Source organism: Rhodanobacter sp. FDAARGOS 1247 (genome assembly GCF_016889805.1).
GTDB lineage: Bacteria > Pseudomonadota > Gammaproteobacteria > Xanthomonadales > Rhodanobacteraceae > Rhodanobacter.
Genome location: NZ_CP069535.1, coordinates 1,783,813 through 1,804,340 on the forward strand (window position 1 = coordinate 1,783,813; position 20,528 = coordinate 1,804,340).

Sequence of the window (20,528 nt, forward strand, 5' to 3'; positions counted from 1 at the left end):
GCTGGATAACTGCGCAATTTTAGAAGAAGCATGAGGCGCCGTATTGACCCCGATCAAGCCGCTGCGGCAATTCGTCCATGGGACGAGCCTGCAAAAAAGTCCGGGAGTCGGTTCGTGCTGGTTCAGCCTGCGCCGATTTGCCACGGAAGGGCAACCCCGATCGGGTATTCTTGCCGACATCGCCGCGAACCATCGCGACCTGTTATCCGGTTGAATCCATGAGTGAGATGGCTGTACAGAAAGCGCACCCGGCCGAGCCGGCGCAACGCCGGCCCAGCGTGGCCGTGCATGTGGGCAAGGTGAAGGTGGGCGGCGGTGCGCCGATCGTGGTGCAGTCGATGACCAACACCGACACCGAAGATCCGGCCAGCACCGCGAAACAGATCGCCGAGCTCGCCCGCGCCGGCTCCGAGATGGTGCGCATCACGGTCAACACGCCGGCCGCGGCCGCCGCGGTGCCGCGCATCGCCGAGCGGCTGGCGATGATGGGCGTGGACGTGCCGATCGTGGGCGACTTCCACTACAACGGCCACCTGCTGCTGGAGCGCGAGCCGGCCTGCGCCGAGGCGCTGGCCAAGTACCGGATCAATCCCGGCAACGTGGGCTTCGGCAAGAAGCACGAAAGCCAGTTCGCCTCGATCATCGAAAAGGCGCTGCGCTACGACAAGCCGGTGCGCATCGGCGCCAACTGGGGCTCGCTGGACCAGGGCATGGTCGCCGCGCTGATGGACGAGAACGCGAAGCGCGCCGATCCGTGGGATGCCTCGCACGTGGCGCGCGAGGCGCTGATTCGTTCGGCGCTGGACTCGGCGGCGCTGGCCGAGAAGCTTGGCCTGGCGCGCGACCGCATCATCCTGTCGTGCAAGGTCTCCGGCGTGCAGGAGCTGATCGCGGTGTATCGCGATCTGGCCATCCGCTGCGATTACGCGCTGCACCTTGGCCTGACCGAGGCCGGCATGGGTTCCAAGGGCATCACTGCCTCGGCCGCGGCGCTGGCCGTGCTGCTGCAGGAAGGCATCGGCGACACCATCCGCATCTCGCTCACGCCCGAACCCGGCGCCTCGCGCACCGGCGAGGTGATCGTGGCGCAGGAGCTGCTGCAGACCATGGGCCTGCGCTCGTTCACCCCGCTGGTCACCGCCTGCCCGGGTTGCGGCCGCACCACCAGCGAGTTCTTCCAGGAGCTGGCCAAGACCGTGCAGGAACACGTGCGCGAGCAGATGCCGCTGTGGCGGGTGAAGTACGACGGCGTGGAAAACCTCACCCTGGCGGTGATGGGCTGCATCGTCAACGGCCCGGGCGAATCCAAGCACGCCAACATCGGCATCTCGCTGCCAGGCAACGGCGAGGCGCCGGCGGCGCCGGTGTTCATCGACGGCGAGAAGGCGATGACCTTGCGTGGCGACAATATCGCCAACGAATTCGTGGGCATCCTCGACGACTACGTGGCGCGCAAGTACACCGCCCGGGCCGGTTGATCGCGGCTGGAGCGGGTTGGCCGGTCAATCGTCCGTGTGGCTTGCCATGCAGGGCTGGAGCAGTTCGGGCGTCAGATCCGCCCAGCTGCCGATCCGTCCGGGCAACCGGCCCAGTCGCGCCACTTGTTGCAGGTAGGTCGTGCGGGGAATCTCGACGGCGCCCAGGCCCAGCGTATGCGGGTTGCTGACCTGGGTGTCGAGCAGGGGAAAGCCCATCGCGTGAAGCAGCCGAGCGAGGGCGACCAGCGCCAGCTTCGAGCCGCCGCTTTTGGCGCTGAACATCGACTCGCCGCAGAACAGCCGGCCGATCGCCACGCCGTAGATGCCGCCGACCAGGTGCTCGCCGTCCCACACTTCAATGCTGTGCGCATGGCCCAGCCGATGCAGTTGCACATAGGCGTCGATCATCGCCGGCACCAGCCAGGTGCCCGAGTCGTCGCGGCGCGGCTGTGCGCAGGCGCGGATCACCTGTTCGAACGCGTGGTCGACGGTGAGGCGCCAGTGCCGTCCGCGGAGTTGCCGCCGCAGGCTGCGGTTGAGGTGGACGCTGGCGGTGTCGAAGGTGCAGCGCGGGTCGGGCGACCACCACAGGATCGGCTCGCCCTCGCTGAACCACGGAAAGATGCCCTGGCTGTACGCGGCCAGCAGGCGCTCCGGACCCAGGTCGCCGCCGAAGGCCAACAGGCCGTTGGGTTCGGTCAGCGCCTCGCCGGGGTCGGGAAAGCGGTCCCATTGGTGGGCGTCCAGCAGGGGCAGGCGGATCATCGGGGTGCCGCCTCGCGCCGGGCATAGGGACTGTGCGCGGCCAGTTCGGCCGCGTAATCATCGACCGCCGCAGCCTCGTCGGCGAGCGCGTTCGCCACGGCGGCGCGAAAGTCCCGGTTGACCAGGTAATGGCGGGAATGCGTTCGCGCGGGCAGGAATCCCCGCGCCAGTTTGTGTTCGCCTTGCGCGCCCGGTTCGAAACGCTGCAGGCCCTGCGCGATGGCGTAGTCGATGCCGCGGTAGTAGCACAGCTCGAAATGCAGCCCCGGCACGTCCACGCTGGCGCCCCAGTAGCGGCCGTACAGCACGTTGCCGCCCTGGACGAACAGCGCCATCGCCACGATGTGGCCGTCGTCGCGTGCCAGCGCCAGCTGGATCGCCGGCCCCAGTTCGCCCAGCCGAGCGAAGAATGCAGAGGTCAGCGCAGCGTGGTTGCCCTTCATGTCGAACGTCGCCTCGTACAGCTGGTGAACGCGCGACCATTCCTCATCGCCCAGGCTGTCGCCGGAGCGCCATTCCACGGCCAGCCCGCTGAGCGCGACCTGGCGGCGTTCGTGCACGATGTTCTTGCGCTTCTTGTGGTTCAGCGCGGCCAGGAACTCGGCGAAATCGCGATAGCCCCGGTTGTGCCAGTGGAACTGCACGTCCGAACGCGCCAGCCAGTCTGCCCCGAACGCGGCCAGCTCCTGCGCGGGCAGGAAGTTGGCGTGGAGTGATGACAGGCCCAGCCGCTCGGCTTCGTGCCGCATCGCCTGGACCAGTTCGAGCTGCAGTGCAGGCGCACGTTCGTCGCAACCGGCGAGCAAGCGCGGTCCGGGCACCGGCGAGTAGGGCACGCCGTTGAGCAGCTTGGGGTAATACTGGCCGCCGGCGCGCTCCCACGCGCTGGCCCAGCTCCAGTCGAACACGAACTCGCCGTGCGAGTTGCCCTTCAGGTACAGCGGCGCGGCCGCGACCAGCCGTTCGCCTTCGTGCAGGCTGAGGTGGTGCGCCTGCCAGCCCCAGTCGGGGCGAATGCAGCCGCTGCTTTCCAGAGCCTGCAGGAAAGCGTGCGACACGAACGGATTCGGTTCCGGAAGCAGTGCGTCCCACGCCGCGGCAGGCAGCTCGGCGATCGCGGCGTGGAAGCGGATGTCGTGCATGGGGTGGGTGTGGGTACCTTGATGCCGGGGATTCGGGAATACGGGGATATGGGTGCGATGCCAGGCCGCTCTTTTGGCGTCATTCCCGCGAAAGCGGGAATCCATGTGGCTGTTTCGCCAAGACAGAATGGATTCCCGCTTTCGCGGGAATGACGGCTGTTCAGAAGAGTGCGCTGAACGCGATGCTCTTGCGATTCCCGATTCCCGATTCCCGGCCCTCAGACCACCGGCGTCTGCTGGTCGAGCCAGCGCTCGGCGTCCAGCGCGGCCATGCAGCCGAAGCCGGCCGAGGTCACGGCCTGGCGGTACACGTGGTCGGCCACGTCGCCGGCGGCGAACACGCCCGGGACCGATGTCATCGTGGCCATGCCGCCTTGGCCGCTGTGGATACTGATGTAGCCGTCGTGCATGTCGAGCTGGCCTTCGAAGATGCCGGTGTTCGGCGTGTGGCCGATCGCCACGAAGAAGCCGGTGGCCTCGATGTCGCGGGTGACGCCGGAGTTGACGTCCTTCACGCGCACGCCGGTGACGCCGCTGTCGTCGCCCAGCACCTCGTCGATGGTGTGGTTCCAGACCAGCTCGATCTTGCCGGCGGCGGCCTTCTCGAACAGCTTGTCCTGCATGATCTTCTCGGCGCGCAGCTTGTCGCGGCGATGCACCAGGTAGACCTTGCGGCCGATGTTGGCCAGGTACAGCGCTTCCTCGACCGCGGTGTTGCCGCCGCCGATCACCACCACGTCCTGGTCGCGGAAGAAGAAGCCGTCGCAGGTGGCGCAGGCGGACACCCCCTTGCCCTTGAACTTCTCTTCGCTGGCGATGCCCAGGTACTTGGCGGTGGCGCCGGTGGTGACGATCAGCGCGTCACAGGTGTATTCGCCCGAGTCGCCCTTGAGCCGGAAGGGCTTCTGCTTCAGGTCGACCGTGTGGATGTGGTCGAAGATCATCTCGGTGTGGAAGCGCTCGGCGTGCTCGGCCATGCGCTGCATCAGTGCCGGGCCCTGCAGGCCCTCGACATCACCCGGCCAGTTGTCCACGTCGGTGGTGGTCATCAGCTGGCCACCCTGCTGCAGGCCGGTGATCATGGTCGGCTTCAGGTTGGCGCGCGCCGCATACACCGCTGCGGTGTAGCCGGCGGGGCCGGAGCCGAGGATCAGCAGGCGGCTGTGCTTGGGGGTGCTCATGGTTATAATCCTTGGGTTTGCTGGTGACTTGAGTGGCTATTCGCTCCAGCCCAAGCGGCGGTTTCATCGCCATGCGCGGGCTGACGACGACAAAGCGCACGAACCCCGGAAGGATGGGGAATACGCAGCACCGATTCAAGGTGCCGGCAGATCAACGACACCACCGCGGCGGTTGCGCGATGGATTTACAACGTGCTCCCACAGGATTCTTTCTCCATGCGTATCGGTATCCCCTCCGAAACCAAGACCCTTGAAGGTCGTGTTGCCCTCGTTCCCGCCGCCGCCGCCGACCTGGTGCGTCGTGGCCATGAAGTGTTCATCCAGTCCGGCGCCGGACTGAAGAGCGGCTTTGCCGACGAGGCCTATGTCAAGGAAGGCATCAAGATCGTGCCGGACGCCGCGGCCCTGTATGAAGCGGGCGAGCTGATCGTCAAGGTGAAGGAGCCGATCGCCGGCGACCTGGCCCTGCTGAAGAAGCATCACCTGCTGTTCTGCTACCTGCACCTGGCCGCCGAACCGGCGCTGACCAAAAGCCTGCTCGACATCGGCCTGACCGGCGTGGCGTTCGAGTCGGTGGAAGAGAACGGCGGCCTGCCGCTGCTGCTGCCGATGTCGGTGATCGCCGGCCGCATCGCCACGCAGATCGGCACCACGTTGCTGCATCGTCCGCAGGGTGGCAAGGGCAAGCTGCTGGGCGGCATGGCCTCGACCTCGCGCGGCAAGGTGGTGGTGCTGGGCGGTGGTGCCGCAGGCAAGGCCGCGGCCTCGCTGGCGGCGGCTGCCGGTGCGCGCGTGGTGGTGTTCGACAAGCGCCAGGATCGCCTGGCCGAAATGATGGAACTGGCCCCCAACGTCACCGCGCTGTACGCCTACGAGTCGTCGGTGGCCGAGGAAGTGCGCGATGCCGACATCGTGGTCGGTGCCGTGCTGGTGCCCAGCGCCAAGGCGCCGCGGGTGGTCACCGAAGAAATGGTCAAGACGATGGAGCCGGGCAGCGTGCTGGTGGACATCGCGATCGACCAGGGCGGCTGCTTCGAGACCTCCAGGCCGACCACCTGGAAGGAGCCGACCTACGACGTGCATGGCGTCACCCACTTCTGCGTGACCAACATGCCCGGCGCCGTGCCGCAGACCTCGTCGCTGGCGATCTCCGCCGCGATCCTGCCTTATGTGCAGCGCCTGGCCGCTGGCAATGAGTGGCGCGAGTTCGAGCCGCTGAAGGTCGGCATCAACGTCGACGGCGGCAAGCTGGTGCATCCGGCGCTGCAAGGTATGCTCTGACCCTTGGCAGTCAGGAAGGGGGCACCCAAGGTGGCGCGAAGCGCAAACGTGAAGCAAAAACCGAGGGAAGGCCTCAGCGAGGAGCTGAAGCGCCGGCTGCGTGAAGCCGGCGCCCTGCTGCTGCTGCCGCTGGCGGTATACCTGCTGGTATGCCTGTTCAGCTACAACCCGCATGACCCCAGCTGGACCAATGCGGGCCAGCTGGAGCATGCGCACAATTTCGGCGGCACCGTCGGCGCGTACATCGCCGACCTGCTGCGCTGGATCTTCGGCCTGGTGGCCTACTGCTTCCCGCTGCTGCTGCTGTTGCTGGGCGTGCAGGTACTGCGCCAGCGCGCCGACGAACGGGTGGTGCATCCGTGGGAACCGGCGCTGCGGCTGATCGGCTTCGTGTTCTTTTTCATCACCGGGCCGGCGCTGCTCTATCTGAATTTCCATGACGAACCGGTGCTGCCCCAGGGCGTGGGCGGCATCATCGGCGTGTGGGTCGGCGATGCGCTGCTCAGCGCGTTCGGCGACAAGGGCGCGCCGCTGCTGTTGCTGGCGCTGTTCCTGATCGCCGTGACCCTGGCCACCGGGCTGTCCTGGTTCCGCGTGATGGACTGGACCGGGCAGGGCGTGCTGAGGCTGGCCGGCTGGCTGCGCGGCAAGCTGCGCGAGGCGCCGCAGGCGATGGCCGCGCGGCAGGCGCGCACCGAACGCGAAGTGGTGAAGAAGGCCGACGCGGTGCGCCAGGCCAGGCGCGAGCCGGTGCGCATCGAGGCGCCCCCCGCGCCGGTGACGCGCAGCGAACGGGCCCGGCTGGAAACGCAGATCCCGCTGTTCGTCGGCGCCGCCACGCCGGGCGAGTTGCCGCCGCTGTCGCTGCTGGACGAGGCGCCGCCCCAAGGGCCAGGTTATTCCGAGGAAACCCTCGAGGTGCTCTCGCGCCAGGTCGAGTTCAAGCTGAAGGACTTCCGGATCGACGTGAAGGTGGTCGGCGCCTATCCCGGCCCGGTGATCACCCGTTTCGAGATGGAGCCGGCGCCCGGCATCCGCGGCTCGCAGGTGTCGAGCCTGGACAAGGACATCGCCCGCGGGCTGTCCGTGGTCAGCGTGCGCGTGGTCGACGTGATCCCCGGCAAGAACGTGATCGGCCTGGAGATCCCCAACACGCACAAGCAGATCGTCTACCTCTCCGAGATCCTGCGTTCGGACAAGTACGACCAGCTGAAGTCGCCGCTGGCACTGGCGCTGGGCAAGGACATCGGCGGGAAACCCATCGTGGTCGACCTGGGCAAGATGCCGCATCTGCTGGTGGCCGGCACCACCGGTTCCGGCAAGTCGGTGGCGGTCAACGCGATGGTGCTGAGCCTGCTGTACAAGGCCAGCCCCAAGGACGTGCGGATGATCATGATCGACCCGAAGATGCTGGAGCTCTCGGTGTACGAGGGCATCCCGCACCTGCTGGCGCCGGTGGTCACCGACATGAAGGAAGCGGCCAACGCGTTGCGCTGGTGCGTGGCCGAGATGGAACGCCGCTACAAGCTGATGGCCGCCGTGGGCGTGCGCAACCTAGCCGGCTTCAACAAGAAGGTGAAGGACGCCGAGAACGCCGGCCAGCCGCTGCTGGACCCCTTGTTCCGGCCCAACCCGGAAATGCCGAACCTGGCGGCCGAGCCGCTGGAGCCGCTGCCGTACATCGTGATCATCATCGACGAGTTCGCCGACATGATGATGATCGTCGGCAAGAAGGTGGAGGAGCTGATCGCCCGCCTGGCGCAGAAGGCGCGCGCCGCCGGTGTGCACCTGATCCTGGCCACCCAGCGTCCGTCGGTGGACGTGATCACCGGCCTGATCAAGGCCAACATCCCCACCCGCATCGCGTTCCAGGTGTCGAGCAAGATCGACTCGCGCACCATCCTCGACCAGTCCGGCGCCGAAGCGCTGCTCGGTCACGGCGACATGCTCTACCTGCCGCCGGGCACCGCCACGCCCGAGCGCGTGCACGGCGCCTTCGTCGACGACCACGAGGTGCATGGCGTGGTCAACTGGTTGCGCTCGCAGGGCGCGCCGAACTACATCGAGGGCGTGCTGGAAGAAGTGCAGGCCACCAGCGACGGCAAGTTCATCAACGACTCCGGCCTGCCGCAGGAAGGCGAGGAAGGCGGCGATGCCGACACCCAGCTGTACGACAAGGCGGTGGCCGTGGTCACGCAGACGCGGCGCGCCTCGATCTCCGGCGTGCAGCGGCATCTGCGCATCGGCTACAACCGGGCCGCGCGACTGGTCGAGCAGATGGAGCAGGACGGCGTGGTCAGTGCGCCGCAGCACAATGGCAACCGCGAAGTGCTGGCGCCGCCACCGCCGAAGAACTGACGTAGGGCGGGCATCGCCCGCCGGTTTCTGCTTTCTTTTTCGACGCGGCAAAAGCGGCGGGCAGTGCCCGCCCTACGGATCGGTTAAGCCGGGACTGTCCACAATTCATTCCATCGCCATTCTCGGGGAATCCGATGAAACGCTTCATGCTCGTCCTGTCCGCTGCCGCGTTGTTGCTGAGTGCCGCGGCGCAGGCCGCCACCGGCCCGGCGCGGGCACGGCTGGATGCCTTTGCCACCGGCCTGCATTCGCTGACCGGCAATTTCAGCCAGACCCTGACCGACATCAACGGCAGCGCCAGCAAGAACAGCTCTGGCACGCTGGCCTTGCAGGCGCCGCGGCAGTTCCGCTGGGACACGGTCAAGCCGTACCAGCAGACCATCGTCGCCGATGGCAGCCGGGTATGGCTGTACGACCCGGAGCTGGAGCAGGTGACCGTGCGCATCCAGAGCAGCGAGGAGTCGCACAGCCCGCTCACCGTGCTGACCGACCTCAAGCAGATGGACAAGGACTTCAAGGTCGTCGAGCAGGGCGAGCATGATGGCCTGGTCTGGCTGCGGCTCAGCTCCACCGCGAAGGACCCGCAGTTCGACTACGCCGATCTCGGCTTCGACGCCAATGGCCTGGCCCGCATGACGTTCCGCGACCAGCTCGGTTCCACCACCGACATCCGCTTTTCCAACTGGCAGCGCAACGCACCGATCCCCCCGGCCACCTTCAACTTCGTGCCGCCGAAGGGCGCCGACGTGATCGGCGACCTGCCGGTGATCACCACCCAGCCGCTGAAAGACTGATCCGCCGATGCCCGTCCTGCGCCAGTTGCCGGGTTGGGCCTGGGTGGGCGGCGGCGTGCTGGCCTTCATTGCCGGCATCGTCAATGCGGCCGGCTACCTCGGCTTCCGCCACCAGGCGATCACCAACCTGACCGGATCGACGACCCTGCTGGGCGCATCGCTGGGCACCGCCGATGGACCCGAAATCGTGCACTGGGGATTGTCGGTCGCGGCCTTCGTTTTCGGTGCCGTGCTCAGCGGGATCATCGTGCAGCAGCACACGCTCAAGCTCGGCCGGCGCTACGGACTGGCGCTGGTACTGGAGTCGCTGCTGCTGTTTGCCGCCGTGCCCCTGATGACCCGCGGCAATCCGGCGGGAATCTACCTGGCATCGATCGCCATCGGCCTGCAGAACGGCATGGCCAGCACGTATAGCGGCATGGTGTTCCGTACCACCCACGTGTCGGGCATGTTCACCGACCTGGGCATCTACATCGGGCAACGCCTGCGCGGCCTGCAGGTCGATACCTTGCGCATCCGCGTCTGCGTGCTGGTGGTCACCGCCTTCACCCTCGGCGGCGCGGCCGGCGCGCTGCTGTTCAAGCTGATGCAGGAGCGCACCTTGCTGGTGCCGGCGGCGCTGACCGGCCTGTGCGGCCTGGGCTACAGCATCTACCGCCAGTACCGGATCAGCATGGAACGGCGCGCCGGCGTCGGCTGATCGAGGCCGGCTTTCAACTGGGCAGTTGCTAATCCTGGTCCGCTTTCAGTCGGGTGGTCGCTGATCCTGGCCAGCTTTCAGCTGGCCAGGGCGCAGCAGTTGCGGCCGTTGCGCTTGGCCTGGTACAGCGCCTTGTCGGTGCGCGACAACCACGATTCGAAGGCTTCATGCGGCTGCCGCTGGGCGATGCCGATGCTGGCCGTCACCATCACCGGCGAGCCGTCGTGGACCAGGATCATGCCGGCCAGTTCGACGCGGATGCGTTCGATGATCTCGTGCGCCTGCTGCAGGTGGGTATCGGGCAGGCACAGCACGAATTCCTCGCCGCCGTAGCGTCCGATCAGGTCGGTGTGTCGGCAATGCCGCCTGATCACCTCGACCGCCTGGCAGATCACCGTGTCGCCGGCCTGGTGACCGTGCGTGTCGTTGATCAGCTTGAAGCGATCCAGGTCGAACAGGGCCATGCAGGCGACGCCGTCGGGTGATTTCTCGCTGAGCGTGCGCACCAGTTCCAGGAAGCGCCGGCGGTTGAAGACGCCGGTCAGCCCGTCGGTGCTGGCCAGTTCGTCGAGTCGTCGATTGGCGGCCAGCAGCGCCTGCGTATGTTCGTCGATCTCGCGCTGCAGCCGGCGCGCCTGATGCCGCAGGTAGAGCGTGCGCAGGTGCACCAGCAGCACGATCAGCCCCAAAAGCAGGATGGCGGCGGCGATCCGGGTACGCGTGGTCTCGTACCAGTACGGGCTGACCAGCACCGTCAGTTGCGTTTCGGCCGTTCGTGGCTGCAGGCCCTGGGTGGTCGCCACCAGGCGCAGTCGGTAACTGCCGTGGGGCAGGTTGGTGTAGTTGGCGCTGGGCGCGCTGCCCTTGGGGATGTCGGTCCAGCTCTGGTCGAAACCTTCCAGGCGGTAGCGATACGTCGTCTCCATCGCGGCCTGGTAGTCGAGCAGGGCGAAGTTCAGGCGCAGGTTGTGGGTGTCGCCGTCGAGCCGAATGCTGCCGCCATCGCCGGGCAGCTTGCCGAACGGCACCAGCACACCGTTGACCTCGGCGCGGGTGATCGCCAGCGGAGCCAGCGCGCTGGCCGGCGGCTGCCAGTGCGGGCGGATCACGGTGAGTCCGGCCTGGCCGCCGAACAGCAGTTCGCCGGTGGGTGCGCGGGCGGCGGCGATGCTGACGTAGCTGGCGATGTGCAGGCCGTCGCGGGCGCCGAGGTTGGCCACCGCCAGGGTCTGGCTGTCGACCCGCGCCACGCCGTTGGAAAGACTGGCCCAGATCTGTCCGCCGTCATCGGCCAGCACGGTGTTGACGTTGTCGCTGGACAGGCCATCGCCGGTGCCGATGGTCCGCGCGCTCCAGGTGCCGTCGTCCTGCTGGTGCAGCACGCTGAGTCCGCCCAGCGTGCTGGCCCACACGCGTCCGTCCGCAGCGGACATCAGCGAGCTGATGTAGTCCTGCGGCAGGCTGGTGGGGTCGCCGCGACGGTGCAGCAGATTGGTGAAGCTGGTGGGCAGGCTGTTGCCGCGGGCGATGCTGATGCCGCGACTGGTGGCGTACCACCACTCGCTGCCCGTGCGCACGATCTCGCGCACCGTGTTGCTGGCCAGGCTGGCCGGATCGCCGGCATGGTGGCCGAGATGTTCCAGCGCATGCGTGCGCGGGTCGTAGCGATAGATGCCGTCGTAGGTGCCGATCACCACCTTCTCGCCGTCCGGCTTCAGGCCCAGTACGGGCTTGTCGTGCAGCTCCGGCACGATCGAGTTCTCGATCGCCAGCGTATCGGGATCAATCCTCGCCAGGCCTTGCGTGCCGACCAGGATCGAGCCGTCGGCAGCCTCGGTGATGCTGTGCACGCCGCGCTGGAGCTGGCTGCCAGCCAGGCGCAGGTGATTCATGCGGCCGGCTTTCAGGTCGATGATGTCGATGTGCCCGGCGCCGAGCCCCAGCCAGATGCGGCCGCGGCTGTCGACGAAGATCGCGCGCACGTTGGAGGTGCTCAGCGCGTTCGGGTCCAGCGGCGAGGGCAGCAGCGAGAACGCGGTATGGATGCCCCGGTGCGTACGCGCCACGCCCAGGTCGGTGGCGGCCCACAGGTTGCCGGCACGATCGAGCAGCAGCGACCGCACCGAGTCGCCCGGCAGCGATGAATGCACTGCCGGATCGTGGGCGATCGCGTGGGTGGCGGGATTGCCGGGCGTGTATTCGATGACGCCGTTGCCGTCGGTGGCGATCCACACCTTGTCGTCGGCCACCTCCAGCATGTCGCGCACGGTGGGGTGGCGTGCACCGTTGGCGTAGCCGCTGAATCCGGGCACGCCGTGCCAGTGGCCGTCAGCGTCGCGCCAGGCTGCGCCGGCCTGCACGCTGCCCACCCACAATCGCCCGGCGCGATCCTGCAGGATGCTCCATATCTGGTCGCCCAGCACGGTGCCGGCGTCCTGGTCGGTGGAGGCCTCGCGAACGAAGGTGTCGCTACCGGCACGGCGCACGAACAGGCCGTTGTTGTTGCCCAGCCAGACGTTGCCGTCGCGATCCTGCAGCACGCTGAAATTGCGCGCCGCCGTCGCCTTGCCGGTGTCGACGCGGCGAATGGCGCCGCTGGCCAGGTCCAGGTGGTCAAGCCCGCCCTCGGTGGCGACCCAGACGCCACCGGCGCGATCGCTGCTGATCGCGTAGACCTTGTGATCGGACAGCCCCTGCGGACCGACCGGATACACCTTGAAGCTGTTGTCGCTGGGGTCGAACCGGACCAGGCCGCCCGCGTTGGTGCCGATCAGCAGGCCGCCGTCGGGCAACGCGTACAGCGAACGCACATAGTTGTCGGGCAGGCCGGGGCTGTTGTTGCTGCGGGTGCCCAGCACCTCGATGCGGTACCCGTCGTAGCGGACCAGCCCGCCGATGGTGCCGATCCAGATCAGTCCGCTGCGATCCTGCACCACGGCCGTGGTGGTGGAGTGCGGAATGCCTTCGGCGATGTCCAGCGTGCTGAACCATGGCGCATCGAACGGCGACCAGGGGTCGGTGCCGCTGGCCCGGGCCGGGGCGAATGCCATCAACAGGCACAGCAGCAGCCCGGCCAGGCTTGCCGCGACGCGCCACTGGCTGGCCAATCGCATCACGGATCAAACAGATTGCATGGCAGGCAGGCGCCGCTTGCGCCGACCCGCCAGATTGCCCGTTCGCACGACGCCCCTGTACCCGACTTCATCCCGCCCCCCGGCTCGTCCGTGCGGACACGAGCCGCAAGGTGCCGCCATTCTAGCGGTATTTTGCGAGGTTCCCGGCATCGGGGCGGTGGCGGGGCGATGCCTTATCATGACCCGATGCCACGTCCCCATCCCCCCGCCAGCCCCGGCCTGTTCGCCGAACCCGACGCGCTCAAGCCGCTGGCCGAGCGCATGCGCCCCACCAGCATCGACGAAATCGTGGGCCAGCAGCGCCTGGTCGGCCCGGACAAGGCGCTGCGCCGCGCGCTGGAGGCCGGCAAGATCCACTCGATGGTGCTGTGGGGGCCGCCCGGCTGCGGCAAGACCACGCTGGCGCTGCTGGTGGCGCGCTACGCCGATGCGGATTTCCGCGCGATCTCGGCCGTGCTCTCGGGCCTGCCGGACGTGCGCAAGGCGCTGGCCGAGGCCGAGGTGAACTTCGCCCAGGGGCGGCGCACCGTGCTGTTCGTCGACGAGGTGCACCGCTTCAACAAGACCCAGCAGGATGCGTTCCTGCCGCACATCGAACGCGGCGTGATCATCTTCATCGGCGCCACCACCGAGAATCCCTCGTTCGAACTGAACTCCGCGCTGCTGTCGCGCTGCCGCGTGCACGTGCTGGAGCCGGTCTCCACCGCCGACATCATCGCCGCGCTGAAACGCGCGCTGGCCGACAGCGAGCGCGGCCTCGGCGAGCTGCAGTTGCAGGTGTCCGACACCTCGCTGGAGTCGATCGCCCAGGCCGCCGACGGCGACGTGCGCCGCGCGCTGACCCTGCTGGAAATCGCCGCCGAGCTCGCCCACGAGCGCACCATCGACGAAGCCACGCTGAGCCAGGTGCTGGCCGACCGCACCCGCCGCTTCGACAAGCAGGGCGAGCAGTTCTACGACCAGATCTCGGCGCTGCACAAATCCGTGCGCTCGTCCGACCCCGACGCCGCCGTGTACTGGCTGTGCCGCATGCTCGACGGTGGCGTCGACCCGCTGTACCTCGCGCGCCGGATGACCCGCATGGCGGTCGAAGACGTGGGCCTGGCCGAACCGCGGGCCTGGCGCATGGCGCTGGACGCGTGGGATACCTACGAACGCCTGGGCAGCCCCGAAGGCGAGCTGGGCCTGGCCCAGCTGGCGATCTGGCTGGCCATCTCGCCCAAGAGCAACGCGGCCTACATGGCCTACAACAAGGCTCGCGACGCGGTGCGCCAGGGTGGCACGCTGGAAGTGCCAATGCACCTCCGCAACGCGCCGACGAAACTGATGAAGGGCATGGGTTACGGCAAGGGCTACCAGTACGACCACGACGCCGAAGGCGGCATCGCACTGGACCAGCAATGCCTGCCCGACGAGCTGGTCGGCAGCGTGTTCTACGAACCGGTCGAACGTGGCCTGGAACTGCAACTGCGCGAAAAACTGCTGGCCCTGCGCGCCGCCCGCGAAAAAGCCCGCGGCGGCTGATTCCGCTGCTGCACGCTCCCTTGCCGTTGCCGCGATGCCCGGCATAGATTCGACCCGTCAACCGGGGAGGGGTGAACCATGCGCGTACTCGTGGCGGGTCTGATCGGTGGCATCGTGATCTTCGTATGGGGCGTGCTGGCGCACATGGCGCTGGGGCTGGGCAACGTCGGCATCCAGTTGCCGGCCAACGAGAACGTGGTGTTGAACAGCCTGCACGAAGGGCTGGGCAACCAGCCCGGCGTCTACATCCTGCCGTCGCTGGACCCGAAGCAGATGGGCGACGAGGCGGTGATCAAGGCCTACTCGGCCAAGGCCGCAACCTCGCCGTATGCGTGGGTGGTCTACCTGCCGCAAGGCGACGACATGATGCAGATGGGCCCGCAAATCGGACGGCAATGGGCATCCGACACGCTCGCCGCGCTGGCGCTGGCCTGCATCCTCGGACTGGCCGGACTGGGCTTTCGCCGGCGCATCGGCGTGGCGGCCACCGCCGCCGTGTTCGCCTGGCTGAGCACGATGCTGCCGTACTGGAACTGGTACCGCTTCCCGCTCGACTTCACCCTGGCCGCCCTGGTCGAACAACTCGTCGGCTGGCTGCTCGCCGGCGCCGCGATGGCCTGGTGGCTGGGCCGCAGCGAACGCAAGCTGGCCAGCTAAAAAGCCGCCTGCATCTCAGTCGCGGAGCCGGTATTCCCCCTCCCCTGCGTGCAGCAGGGGAGGGCCGGGGAGGGGTGAAGCCCCCACGAAATCAAGCAGCCGCCCAACGCACGCTTGAGGCCCCAAGCCAAAAACCTGAGCTCCGCACCCGCGCAAAACCCCCACGCCAACCCGCGCTACATTGCAGCCACCACCACCCCCCAGCGATAATTCCCGGTTCAAGCCTTCACCCGGACTTCGCTCATGCTGGATCCCTCCCTGCTGCGTTCGCGCCTCGCCGAAACCGCCGCACGCCTCGCCGAAACCCGTGGCTACACACTGGACGTCACCGCGGTCGAGGCGCTGGAGAACAGCCGCAAGCAGCTGGCGATGGAAACGCAGGAACTGCAGAACCTGCGCAACACCCGCTCCAAGGCGATCGGCCAGGCAAAAAGCAAGGGCGAAGATGTGGCGCCGCTGATGGCGGAAGTCGCCGGCATCGGCGACAAGCTCAAGGCCAACGAACAGGCGCTGGCCGAGGTGCAGGCGAAACTCGCCGACATCGCGCTGGGCATCCCGAACATCCCGCATGAGTCGGTGCCGATCGGCAAGGACGAACACGGCAACGTCGAAACCAGCCGCTGGGGCACGCCGCGCACGTTCGACTTCGCGGTGAAAGACCACGTCGAGCTGGGCGAAACCCATGGCTGGCTCGACGGCGATGCCGGTGCCAAGTTGTCCGGCGCGCGCTTCACCGTGCTGCGCGGCCAGCTGGCGCACCTGCACCGCGCGCTCGGTCAGTTCATGCTCGATCTGCACACCGGCGAGCACGGCTACCTCGAATGCAACGTGCCGGTGATCGTCAACGCCGACAGCATGCAGGGCACCGGCCAGCTGCCGAAGTTCGAGGAAGACCTGTTCGCCACCGAAGTGGGCGAGACCAGGCGCTACCTGATCCCCACCGCCGAAGTCTCGCTGACCAACCTGGTGCGCGACACCATCCAGGACGCCGACGCGCTGCCGCTGCGGATGACCGCGCACACCCTGTGCTTCCGTGCCGAGGCCGGCAGCTACGGCCGCGACACCCGCGGCATGATCCGCCAGCACCAGTTCGAAAAAGTCGAGATGGTGCACATCGCCCGCGCCGACCAGTCGCACGCGCAGCTCGAAGAGATGGTCGGCCACGCCGAAACCGTGCTGCAGAAACTCGGCCTGCCGTACCGCAAGATGCTGTTGTGCAGCGGCGACATGGGCTTCACCGCGGTCAAGACCTACGACCTCGAAGTGTGGCTGCCCAGCCAGCAGACCTACCGCGAAATCTCCAGCTGCTCCAACTGCGAAGACTTCCAGGCCCGCCGCTTGCAGGCCCGCGTGCGCAACGCGGAAACCGGCAAGCCCGAACTCGTGCACACCTTGAACGGCTCCGGCCTCGCCATCGGCCGCACCCTGATCGCCGTGATGGAAAACAACCAGAACGCCGACGGCTCGATCACCGTGCCCGAAGTGCTGCGCCCGTACATGGCCGGGCTGGATCGCATCGCGTGAACACCGTGGTCGCATCGGCTGGCAAGTGGGACAAGGTCGAGTTCTACACCAGCTACTTCCTGATGCTGGTGCTGCTCTCGGTCCTCGGCATGCGCCTCGGTTTCGATGGCGTATGGCAGATGCCGAAGATCGACCTGGCACTGTCGATCATCGCGCTGCTGCTGGTCATCGGCAGCTTCTGGTTCGCCCGCCACAACCGCCGCCTGCGCCTGTGCATCATCGCCTTCGCCAGCGCCACCCAACTGGTGCCGATGGTCATTCGCGAACCGGTGCTGCTGTTCCCGCTGCTGGGGGCGCTGATTCCGGTGGCGATCCTGGTGGGGTGCTTGATGGCGCTGTCGAAAAAGGGCCGTAGCGGTGGTCCGCCGCTGGGTTCCTGATAAGCTTGCACGCTTGCCGGCAGAGCAACCTGCTGGTGACAGATTTATGGAGAGATGGCCGAGCGGTTTAAGACAGCAGTCTTGACGCGGAGGCAGGAAGCCGAAGCGAACAGCGGCAAAGCCGCTGGCCCCGAAGGGGTGGAGGGCAGGATGCCCGTAGCAAAACTGCCGTAGTGGCGCGCAACGCGCGCCTCGTCAGTACAACGAGTTCTGGAGAGATGGCCGAGTGGTTTAAGGCAGCAGTCTTGACGCGGAGGCAGGAAGCCGAAGCGGACAGCGGCGGAGCTGCTGGCCCCGAAGGGGGGGAGGGCAGGATGCCCGGAACAAAACTGCCGTAGTGGCGCGCGGAGCGCGCCTTGCGCAGGACAACGAGTTCTGGAGAGATGGCCGAGTGGTTTAAGGCAGCAGTCTTGACGCGGAGGCAGGAAGCCGAAGCGAACAGCGGCGCAGCCGCTGGCCCCGAAGGGGTGGAGGGCAGGATGCCCGGAACAAAACTGCCGTAGTGGCGCGCAACGCGCGCCTTGCAGCAGACAACAAGTTTATGGAGAGATGGCCGAGTGGTTTAAGGCAGCAGTCTTGAAAACTGCCGTAGGTGCAAGCCTACCGTGGGTTCGAATCCCACTCTCTCCGCCAGTTATCCAATAGGTAGTGGCTCCGGCCAAGCAGTTCCGGAACTACCCTACTAAAAGACCTACTACGCCTGATGTGCTGGGCTGTGTGGGCGAGAAGGCCACCCTTGAGGCGGCCTTTTGCTTCATGGCCCACGGGCCATTTGGTCTTGAAGCTTCTTCGCTTCGCGTAGCCTTTCGGCGTGGGGCGCTGTCCTTTGCAAGACCCGCTGCGTTGCCTCGGGATTGAGCCAGCGCGGACCTGCGACGTCGCGGGTGTGCCCGACCCTCAACAAAAGTGCTTCGTACTGTTTTTGAGTCACGCTGGCAGTGCCGTAGTAGATTTTCGCGGCTTCGGCGACAAGCTCCTCAAACGGGCTGGAGTGTCCGCCCACCGAATAGATATCCTCCCGTTCCAGCTTGTCGATTTCTAGGACAGCTTCGCTTTGGCTGTCTCCGTAGCAGCCCGCACCCTTCGCATAATTAGCAATAACGGACTTGTTCCGTTCCATCGCATCACGGAAAGCGTGGTCTTGGTACAACTCGCGCAGGTTGACGATCACGCTACCGGCGGGCGGCTTGATGGAGAAAATGACGCCCTGATAGCCCTGTCCCTCAGGGGGTACGCCGCCTTTGAAGCCTTTGGCGATTTCGAGGTCCGTTGTCCACGAGGAAATTTTCTCGGGCAGGCGGTTTTCGCCCAACAAATCCCATACGCCACCCTTCACAAGCGCAATCTGTCTATGGCACACCAAGACGCTTTCGCGGAACTGCGAAGGCAGGTTCTGACAAGCTGCTTTTAACTCCGCCCCGCGGCGTCGATTCTGCTTCGCGCCACCACCGCGCTGCCAATCGCTTACGGCTTGAAGCAGGGGAAGATCAAATGTAAATCCATGAGCTGCATTCATGTACGACCTACCTGAGAACGTTGCCCCGCGTATCGGCGAAGGCTGCAAATTAGAACTCGGCACCCATGAGGGTGCCGAGCTGCTACGACTATCGAACCATCCGCTTGTCGGGTGGATCAGACTCGCGGCGTTGCCGCCACGTCTGCGAACTCCGACTCCAGACCACGTCGTCAGGCGTCAGCTTGCGGAACTCCTCAAGGATTCCCTTGTTGATTGCCCAGTTTCGCTGGCGGTTCTTGTAGACGTGATGTTCGCCGAAGGTCATGCGGATGCCGCGCGCAGCAGAGGACTGCACCAAGCGGTTCTGCCGCCGGTACTGATCAAGCATCCACCGCGCCACGGCCTTCTCATCTTCCGAAGGGGTCATATATCACCTCCGATGACCTGTAAGAGGTGTCCTCGCTCAAGAGAGACGGGAGGGCGCACCGAGGGCGCCTCCCGGGTGCTGCGCTTAGCCCGGAAGGCTGCGCCAATGCTGACAGACGTACTCCAGACGGCCCCTACGGACCCGGGTATACGCGCACACATGCACCGCCTTGGCGTGGGACATAAGTCCTCCTGCAAGCCGGGTTTGTGAGGGCGATATCGGAATTCCGGGTCCCAGGGGGTATACTCCCTGTGTTGTACGGGCCGCGGAATCGGCAGAGGGACACCCTCAACTGCCATGCCGTGATGCCGGTACGGAGATTCGGAACGCCGTTGTGGGCACCCTTGCCGGGGTGTTTCCAACTCCGAACCAGCCGCACCAGCGTTTCTGCCTACCTAGCGCCTCAACTCAAGCCTGTTTCGCGACGGGGAACTTGAGTTGGGGCGTTGCTTTGTCTTGGCCACCCACGGCGGTAGTCAGCGGGCGGCCACGGTCTAATGTCATGACGGTTCCTCCGCGGCGTCCGCCGCCCCCGCTTCCTCGGCCATCGTTTCCCTGTAGTTGTTGATGATGAACTCGATCATCTTCACCACGGAGATCCACTGACGGTCCGTCATGCCCTTCGGCAAGATGATCGCCCCGTCCTTCCCGGCAATCGGGATCGGAATGCTGATCATCGAGTCGTCATACGGCTTCTGGTGATGTTTCGGCGTGCCATGGACGGGTTCCTGCTGGGCAAGCGCGGCCGGGGGCGTGATGCTAGGCTTCGCTTTGCGCTTTGCAGTCGGGGAAACCGTCGGCGCCTTGACGTGCGGGCTGACTTGAATCCCCGCGTCCCGAGTGGCAGCCAAAAAGAAGCTGATGCACTTGCTCAGCGTTGAGCCCGAGATTTCGTACTCGCGGAATTTGTCGGTCATCTGCTGGGTCGTGGCCGACTTCAGATTGAACGTGCCGTCAGTCACCGCGGAGTAGCTTTGCTCGATCATCGTCTTGAGCATGGCCTTAGCCACGGCCTCATCGGCAGCAAGATACTTATCGAGTCGCTCAGTGCGCGCGCCGTCGTTGTCGATCAGCTTGAACCACTTCAGGGCCGCGATGAGCGCCGCCTGCTCCGACCCGGATCGCTTCCGAAGCAATCCCAGACTACGGTCGATCACGTCCGGGAGCACCTCGTGGGAACGCAGCTCCCCGATGAGCGTCTCGAAGCTCTTGTAGGAGGTGTAAGGGGGCTTGATTGCCTTGTCGTTCACGAGCGCCTCCGCAGGTGCGGGTGGATTTTGGCGCAGAGTATACCTTTCTGATGTGGCGTGCAACGCCTGTTTCGTAATTTGGTCTAGACCAACTTATGCTGAAATTAATTGTAATTACTACATCATAACTATTTGATTCATAAAGATAGCATAGACTTATGCACAGGTTGATGCATTGTTTTGTCTCAAATATTGAGTCTTGAACTACGTCAGGAAAATGCTTCTTCAAGCTCCTGCTTGCTGATCCTTTCCCCGGAAGTGGTGGTTTCGTTGTCTATGCCGCGTTTCATGCGAGGCTATATGCGATGCCAGTATGCGCTCTGCTACGTCCCTGCAACTCGTATGCGTTACGGAAATGCGTGCCGCGGCGCTTCGCCCAGCAGTGACCGCGGCGCGAGTCGCCAACCCAAGGAGGTCTGGATGTGCCCGGTCACGAGGCTGCCAGCGAATCAGGCCGTAGGCCCTGCTTCTCGCGCA

General features: G+C 66.0%; 16 protein-coding genes and 1 tRNA gene. 10 read left to right on the forward strand and 7 right to left on the reverse strand.

What is annotated here, in order from left to right; translation table 11 throughout:
• Positions 1 to 218 precede the first annotated feature (218 nt).
• Entirely contained in the window at positions 219 to 1,478 is a 1,260-nt protein-coding gene (gene ispG / locus I6J77_RS08100) for a flavodoxin-dependent (E)-4-hydroxy-3-methylbut-2-enyl-diphosphate synthase (protein WP_204111231.1), read from the forward strand.
• Positions 1,479 to 1,502: 24 nt separating this feature from the next.
• Here the strand turns inward: ispG and aat are convergent, their stop codons facing one another.
• The 3 genes from aat to trxB all read right to left on the reverse strand — a co-directional run bounded on the left by aat (position 1,503) and on the right by trxB (position 4,566).
• Positions 1,503 to 2,243 (reverse strand): leucyl/phenylalanyl-tRNA--protein transferase, encoded by a 741-nt coding sequence (aat, locus tag I6J77_RS08105; protein ID WP_204111232.1) that lies wholly within the window; start codon positions 2,241 to 2,243, stop codon positions 1,503 to 1,505.
• Positions 2,240 to 3,385: a GNAT family N-acetyltransferase gene (locus I6J77_RS08110; RefSeq protein ID WP_204111233.1), complete on the reverse strand. Its 1,146-nt coding sequence runs from the start codon at positions 3,383 to 3,385 to the stop codon at positions 2,240 to 2,242. The genes aat and I6J77_RS08110 overlap by 4 nt, the downstream gene beginning before the upstream one ends.
• Positions 3,386 to 3,603: 218 nt before the next feature.
• Complete coding sequence (gene trxB, locus I6J77_RS08115) at positions 3,604 to 4,566, reverse strand: thioredoxin-disulfide reductase (protein WP_204111234.1); 963 nt, start codon at positions 4,564 to 4,566, stop codon at positions 3,604 to 3,606.
• A 216-nt stretch (positions 4,567 to 4,782) separates the two neighbouring features.
• Here trxB and ald point away from each other — a divergent pair, with 216 nt between their 5' ends.
• The 4 genes from ald (at position 4,783) to I6J77_RS08135 (ending at position 9,699) form a co-directional block, all read left to right on the forward strand.
• Positions 4,783 to 5,847 (forward strand): alanine dehydrogenase, encoded by a 1,065-nt coding sequence (ald, locus tag I6J77_RS08120; RefSeq protein WP_056719040.1) that lies wholly within the window; start codon positions 4,783 to 4,785, stop codon positions 5,845 to 5,847.
• A 30-nt stretch (positions 5,848 to 5,877) separates the two neighbouring features.
• Positions 5,878 to 8,205 (forward strand): DNA translocase FtsK, encoded by a 2,328-nt coding sequence (locus tag I6J77_RS08125; protein ID WP_204111235.1) that lies wholly within the window; start codon positions 5,878 to 5,880, stop codon positions 8,203 to 8,205.
• 134 nt (positions 8,206 to 8,339) lie between these two features.
• Positions 8,340 to 8,999, forward strand: a complete 660-nt coding sequence (gene lolA / locus I6J77_RS08130) for an outer membrane lipoprotein chaperone LolA (protein WP_204111236.1) — start codon at positions 8,340 to 8,342, stop codon at positions 8,997 to 8,999.
• A gap of 7 nt (positions 9,000 to 9,006) precedes the next feature.
• Positions 9,007 to 9,699 carry a YoaK family protein gene (locus tag I6J77_RS08135; RefSeq protein WP_056719047.1) on the forward strand — a complete coding sequence of 231 codons (693 nt, stop codon included), beginning with the start codon at positions 9,007 to 9,009 and terminating at the stop codon, positions 9,697 to 9,699.
• A gap of 77 nt (positions 9,700 to 9,776) precedes the next feature.
• On the opposite strand, the gene I6J77_RS08140 is transcribed toward I6J77_RS08135, so the two are convergent.
• Positions 9,777 to 12,812, reverse strand: coding sequence for a ligand-binding sensor domain-containing diguanylate cyclase (locus I6J77_RS08140; RefSeq protein WP_204111237.1), 3,036 nt, complete (start codon positions 12,810 to 12,812; stop codon positions 9,777 to 9,779).
• Between the two features lie 189 nt (positions 12,813 to 13,001).
• Between I6J77_RS08140 and I6J77_RS08145 the strand changes: the two genes are divergently transcribed.
• The 5 genes from I6J77_RS08145 to I6J77_RS08165 all read left to right on the forward strand — a co-directional run bounded on the left by I6J77_RS08145 (position 13,002) and on the right by I6J77_RS08165 (position 17,551).
• The gene (locus I6J77_RS08145; RefSeq protein ID WP_304627171.1) at positions 13,002 to 14,357 is read left to right on the forward strand and encodes a replication-associated recombination protein A; all 1,356 of its coding nucleotides are present in this window, start codon (positions 13,002 to 13,004) and stop codon (positions 14,355 to 14,357) included.
• A 78-nt stretch (positions 14,358 to 14,435) separates the two neighbouring features.
• Positions 14,436 to 15,014: a hypothetical protein gene (locus tag I6J77_RS08150; RefSeq protein WP_204111238.1), complete on the forward strand. Its 579-nt coding sequence runs from the start codon at positions 14,436 to 14,438 to the stop codon at positions 15,012 to 15,014.
• A 243-nt stretch (positions 15,015 to 15,257) separates the two neighbouring features.
• Positions 15,258 to 16,538 (forward strand): serine--tRNA ligase, encoded by a 1,281-nt coding sequence (serS, locus tag I6J77_RS08155; protein ID WP_204111239.1) that lies wholly within the window; start codon positions 15,258 to 15,260, stop codon positions 16,536 to 16,538.
• A complete protein-coding gene (locus I6J77_RS08160) occupies positions 16,535 to 16,918 on the forward strand; it encodes an LrgA (protein WP_204111240.1) in 384 nt (127 codons plus the stop codon). The genes serS and I6J77_RS08160 overlap by 4 nt, the downstream gene beginning before the upstream one ends.
• Positions 16,919 to 17,461: 543 nt before the next feature.
• Positions 17,462 to 17,551, forward strand: a tRNA-Ser gene (locus tag I6J77_RS08165).
• 121 nt (positions 17,552 to 17,672) lie between these two features.
• Here the strand turns inward: I6J77_RS08165 and I6J77_RS08170 are convergent.
• From I6J77_RS08170 to I6J77_RS08180, 3 genes are all read right to left on the reverse strand, one after another.
• Positions 17,673 to 18,434 (reverse strand): hypothetical protein, encoded by a 762-nt coding sequence (locus I6J77_RS08170; RefSeq protein ID WP_204111241.1) that lies wholly within the window; start codon positions 18,432 to 18,434, stop codon positions 17,673 to 17,675.
• 88 nt (positions 18,435 to 18,522) lie between these two features.
• Entirely contained in the window at positions 18,523 to 18,801 is a 279-nt protein-coding gene (locus I6J77_RS08175) for a hypothetical protein (protein WP_204111242.1), read from the reverse strand.
• A gap of 500 nt (positions 18,802 to 19,301) precedes the next feature.
• Entirely contained in the window at positions 19,302 to 20,051 is a 750-nt protein-coding gene (locus I6J77_RS08180; RefSeq protein WP_204111243.1) for a DUF5343 domain-containing protein, read from the reverse strand.
• Positions 20,052 to 20,528: the final 477 nt, after the last annotated feature.

What these genes read in the sequence shown, in the direction of transcription:
- I6J77_RS08110 (WP_204111233.1), bottom strand. Translation starts at nt 3,385, where the DNA reads ATGCACGACATCCGCTTCCACGCCGCGATCGCCGAGCTGCCTGCCGCG.
- ald (WP_056719040.1), top strand. Translation starts at nt 4,783, where the DNA reads ATGCGTATCGGTATCCCCTCCGAAACCAAGACCCTTGAAGGTCGTGTT.
- I6J77_RS08135 (WP_056719047.1), top strand. Translation starts at nt 9,007, where the DNA reads ATGCCCGTCCTGCGCCAGTTGCCGGGTTGGGCCTGGGTGGGCGGCGGC.
- I6J77_RS08170 (WP_204111241.1), bottom strand. Translation starts at nt 18,434, where the DNA reads ATGAATGCAGCTCATGGATTTACATTTGATCTTCCCCTGCTTCAAGCC.
- I6J77_RS08145 (WP_304627171.1), top strand. Translation starts at nt 13,002, where the DNA reads ATGCCTTATCATGACCCGATGCCACGTCCCCATCCCCCCGCCAGCCCC.
- I6J77_RS08140 (WP_204111237.1), bottom strand. Translation starts at nt 12,812, where the DNA reads ATGCGATTGGCCAGCCAGTGGCGCGTCGCGGCAAGCCTGGCCGGGCTG.
- ispG (WP_204111231.1), top strand. Translation starts at nt 219, where the DNA reads ATGAGTGAGATGGCTGTACAGAAAGCGCACCCGGCCGAGCCGGCGCAA.
- I6J77_RS08150 (WP_204111238.1), top strand. Translation starts at nt 14,436, where the DNA reads ATGCGCGTACTCGTGGCGGGTCTGATCGGTGGCATCGTGATCTTCGTA.
- trxB (WP_204111234.1), bottom strand. Translation starts at nt 4,566, where the DNA reads ATGAGCACCCCCAAGCACAGCCGCCTGCTGATCCTCGGCTCCGGCCCC.
- I6J77_RS08175 (WP_204111242.1), bottom strand. Translation starts at nt 18,801, where the DNA reads ATGACCCCTTCGGAAGATGAGAAGGCCGTGGCGCGGTGGATGCTTGAT.
- aat (WP_204111232.1), bottom strand. Translation starts at nt 2,243, where the DNA reads ATGATCCGCCTGCCCCTGCTGGACGCCCACCAATGGGACCGCTTTCCC.
- lolA (WP_204111236.1), top strand. Translation starts at nt 8,340, where the DNA reads ATGAAACGCTTCATGCTCGTCCTGTCCGCTGCCGCGTTGTTGCTGAGT.
- serS (WP_204111239.1), top strand. Translation starts at nt 15,258, where the DNA reads ATGCTGGATCCCTCCCTGCTGCGTTCGCGCCTCGCCGAAACCGCCGCA.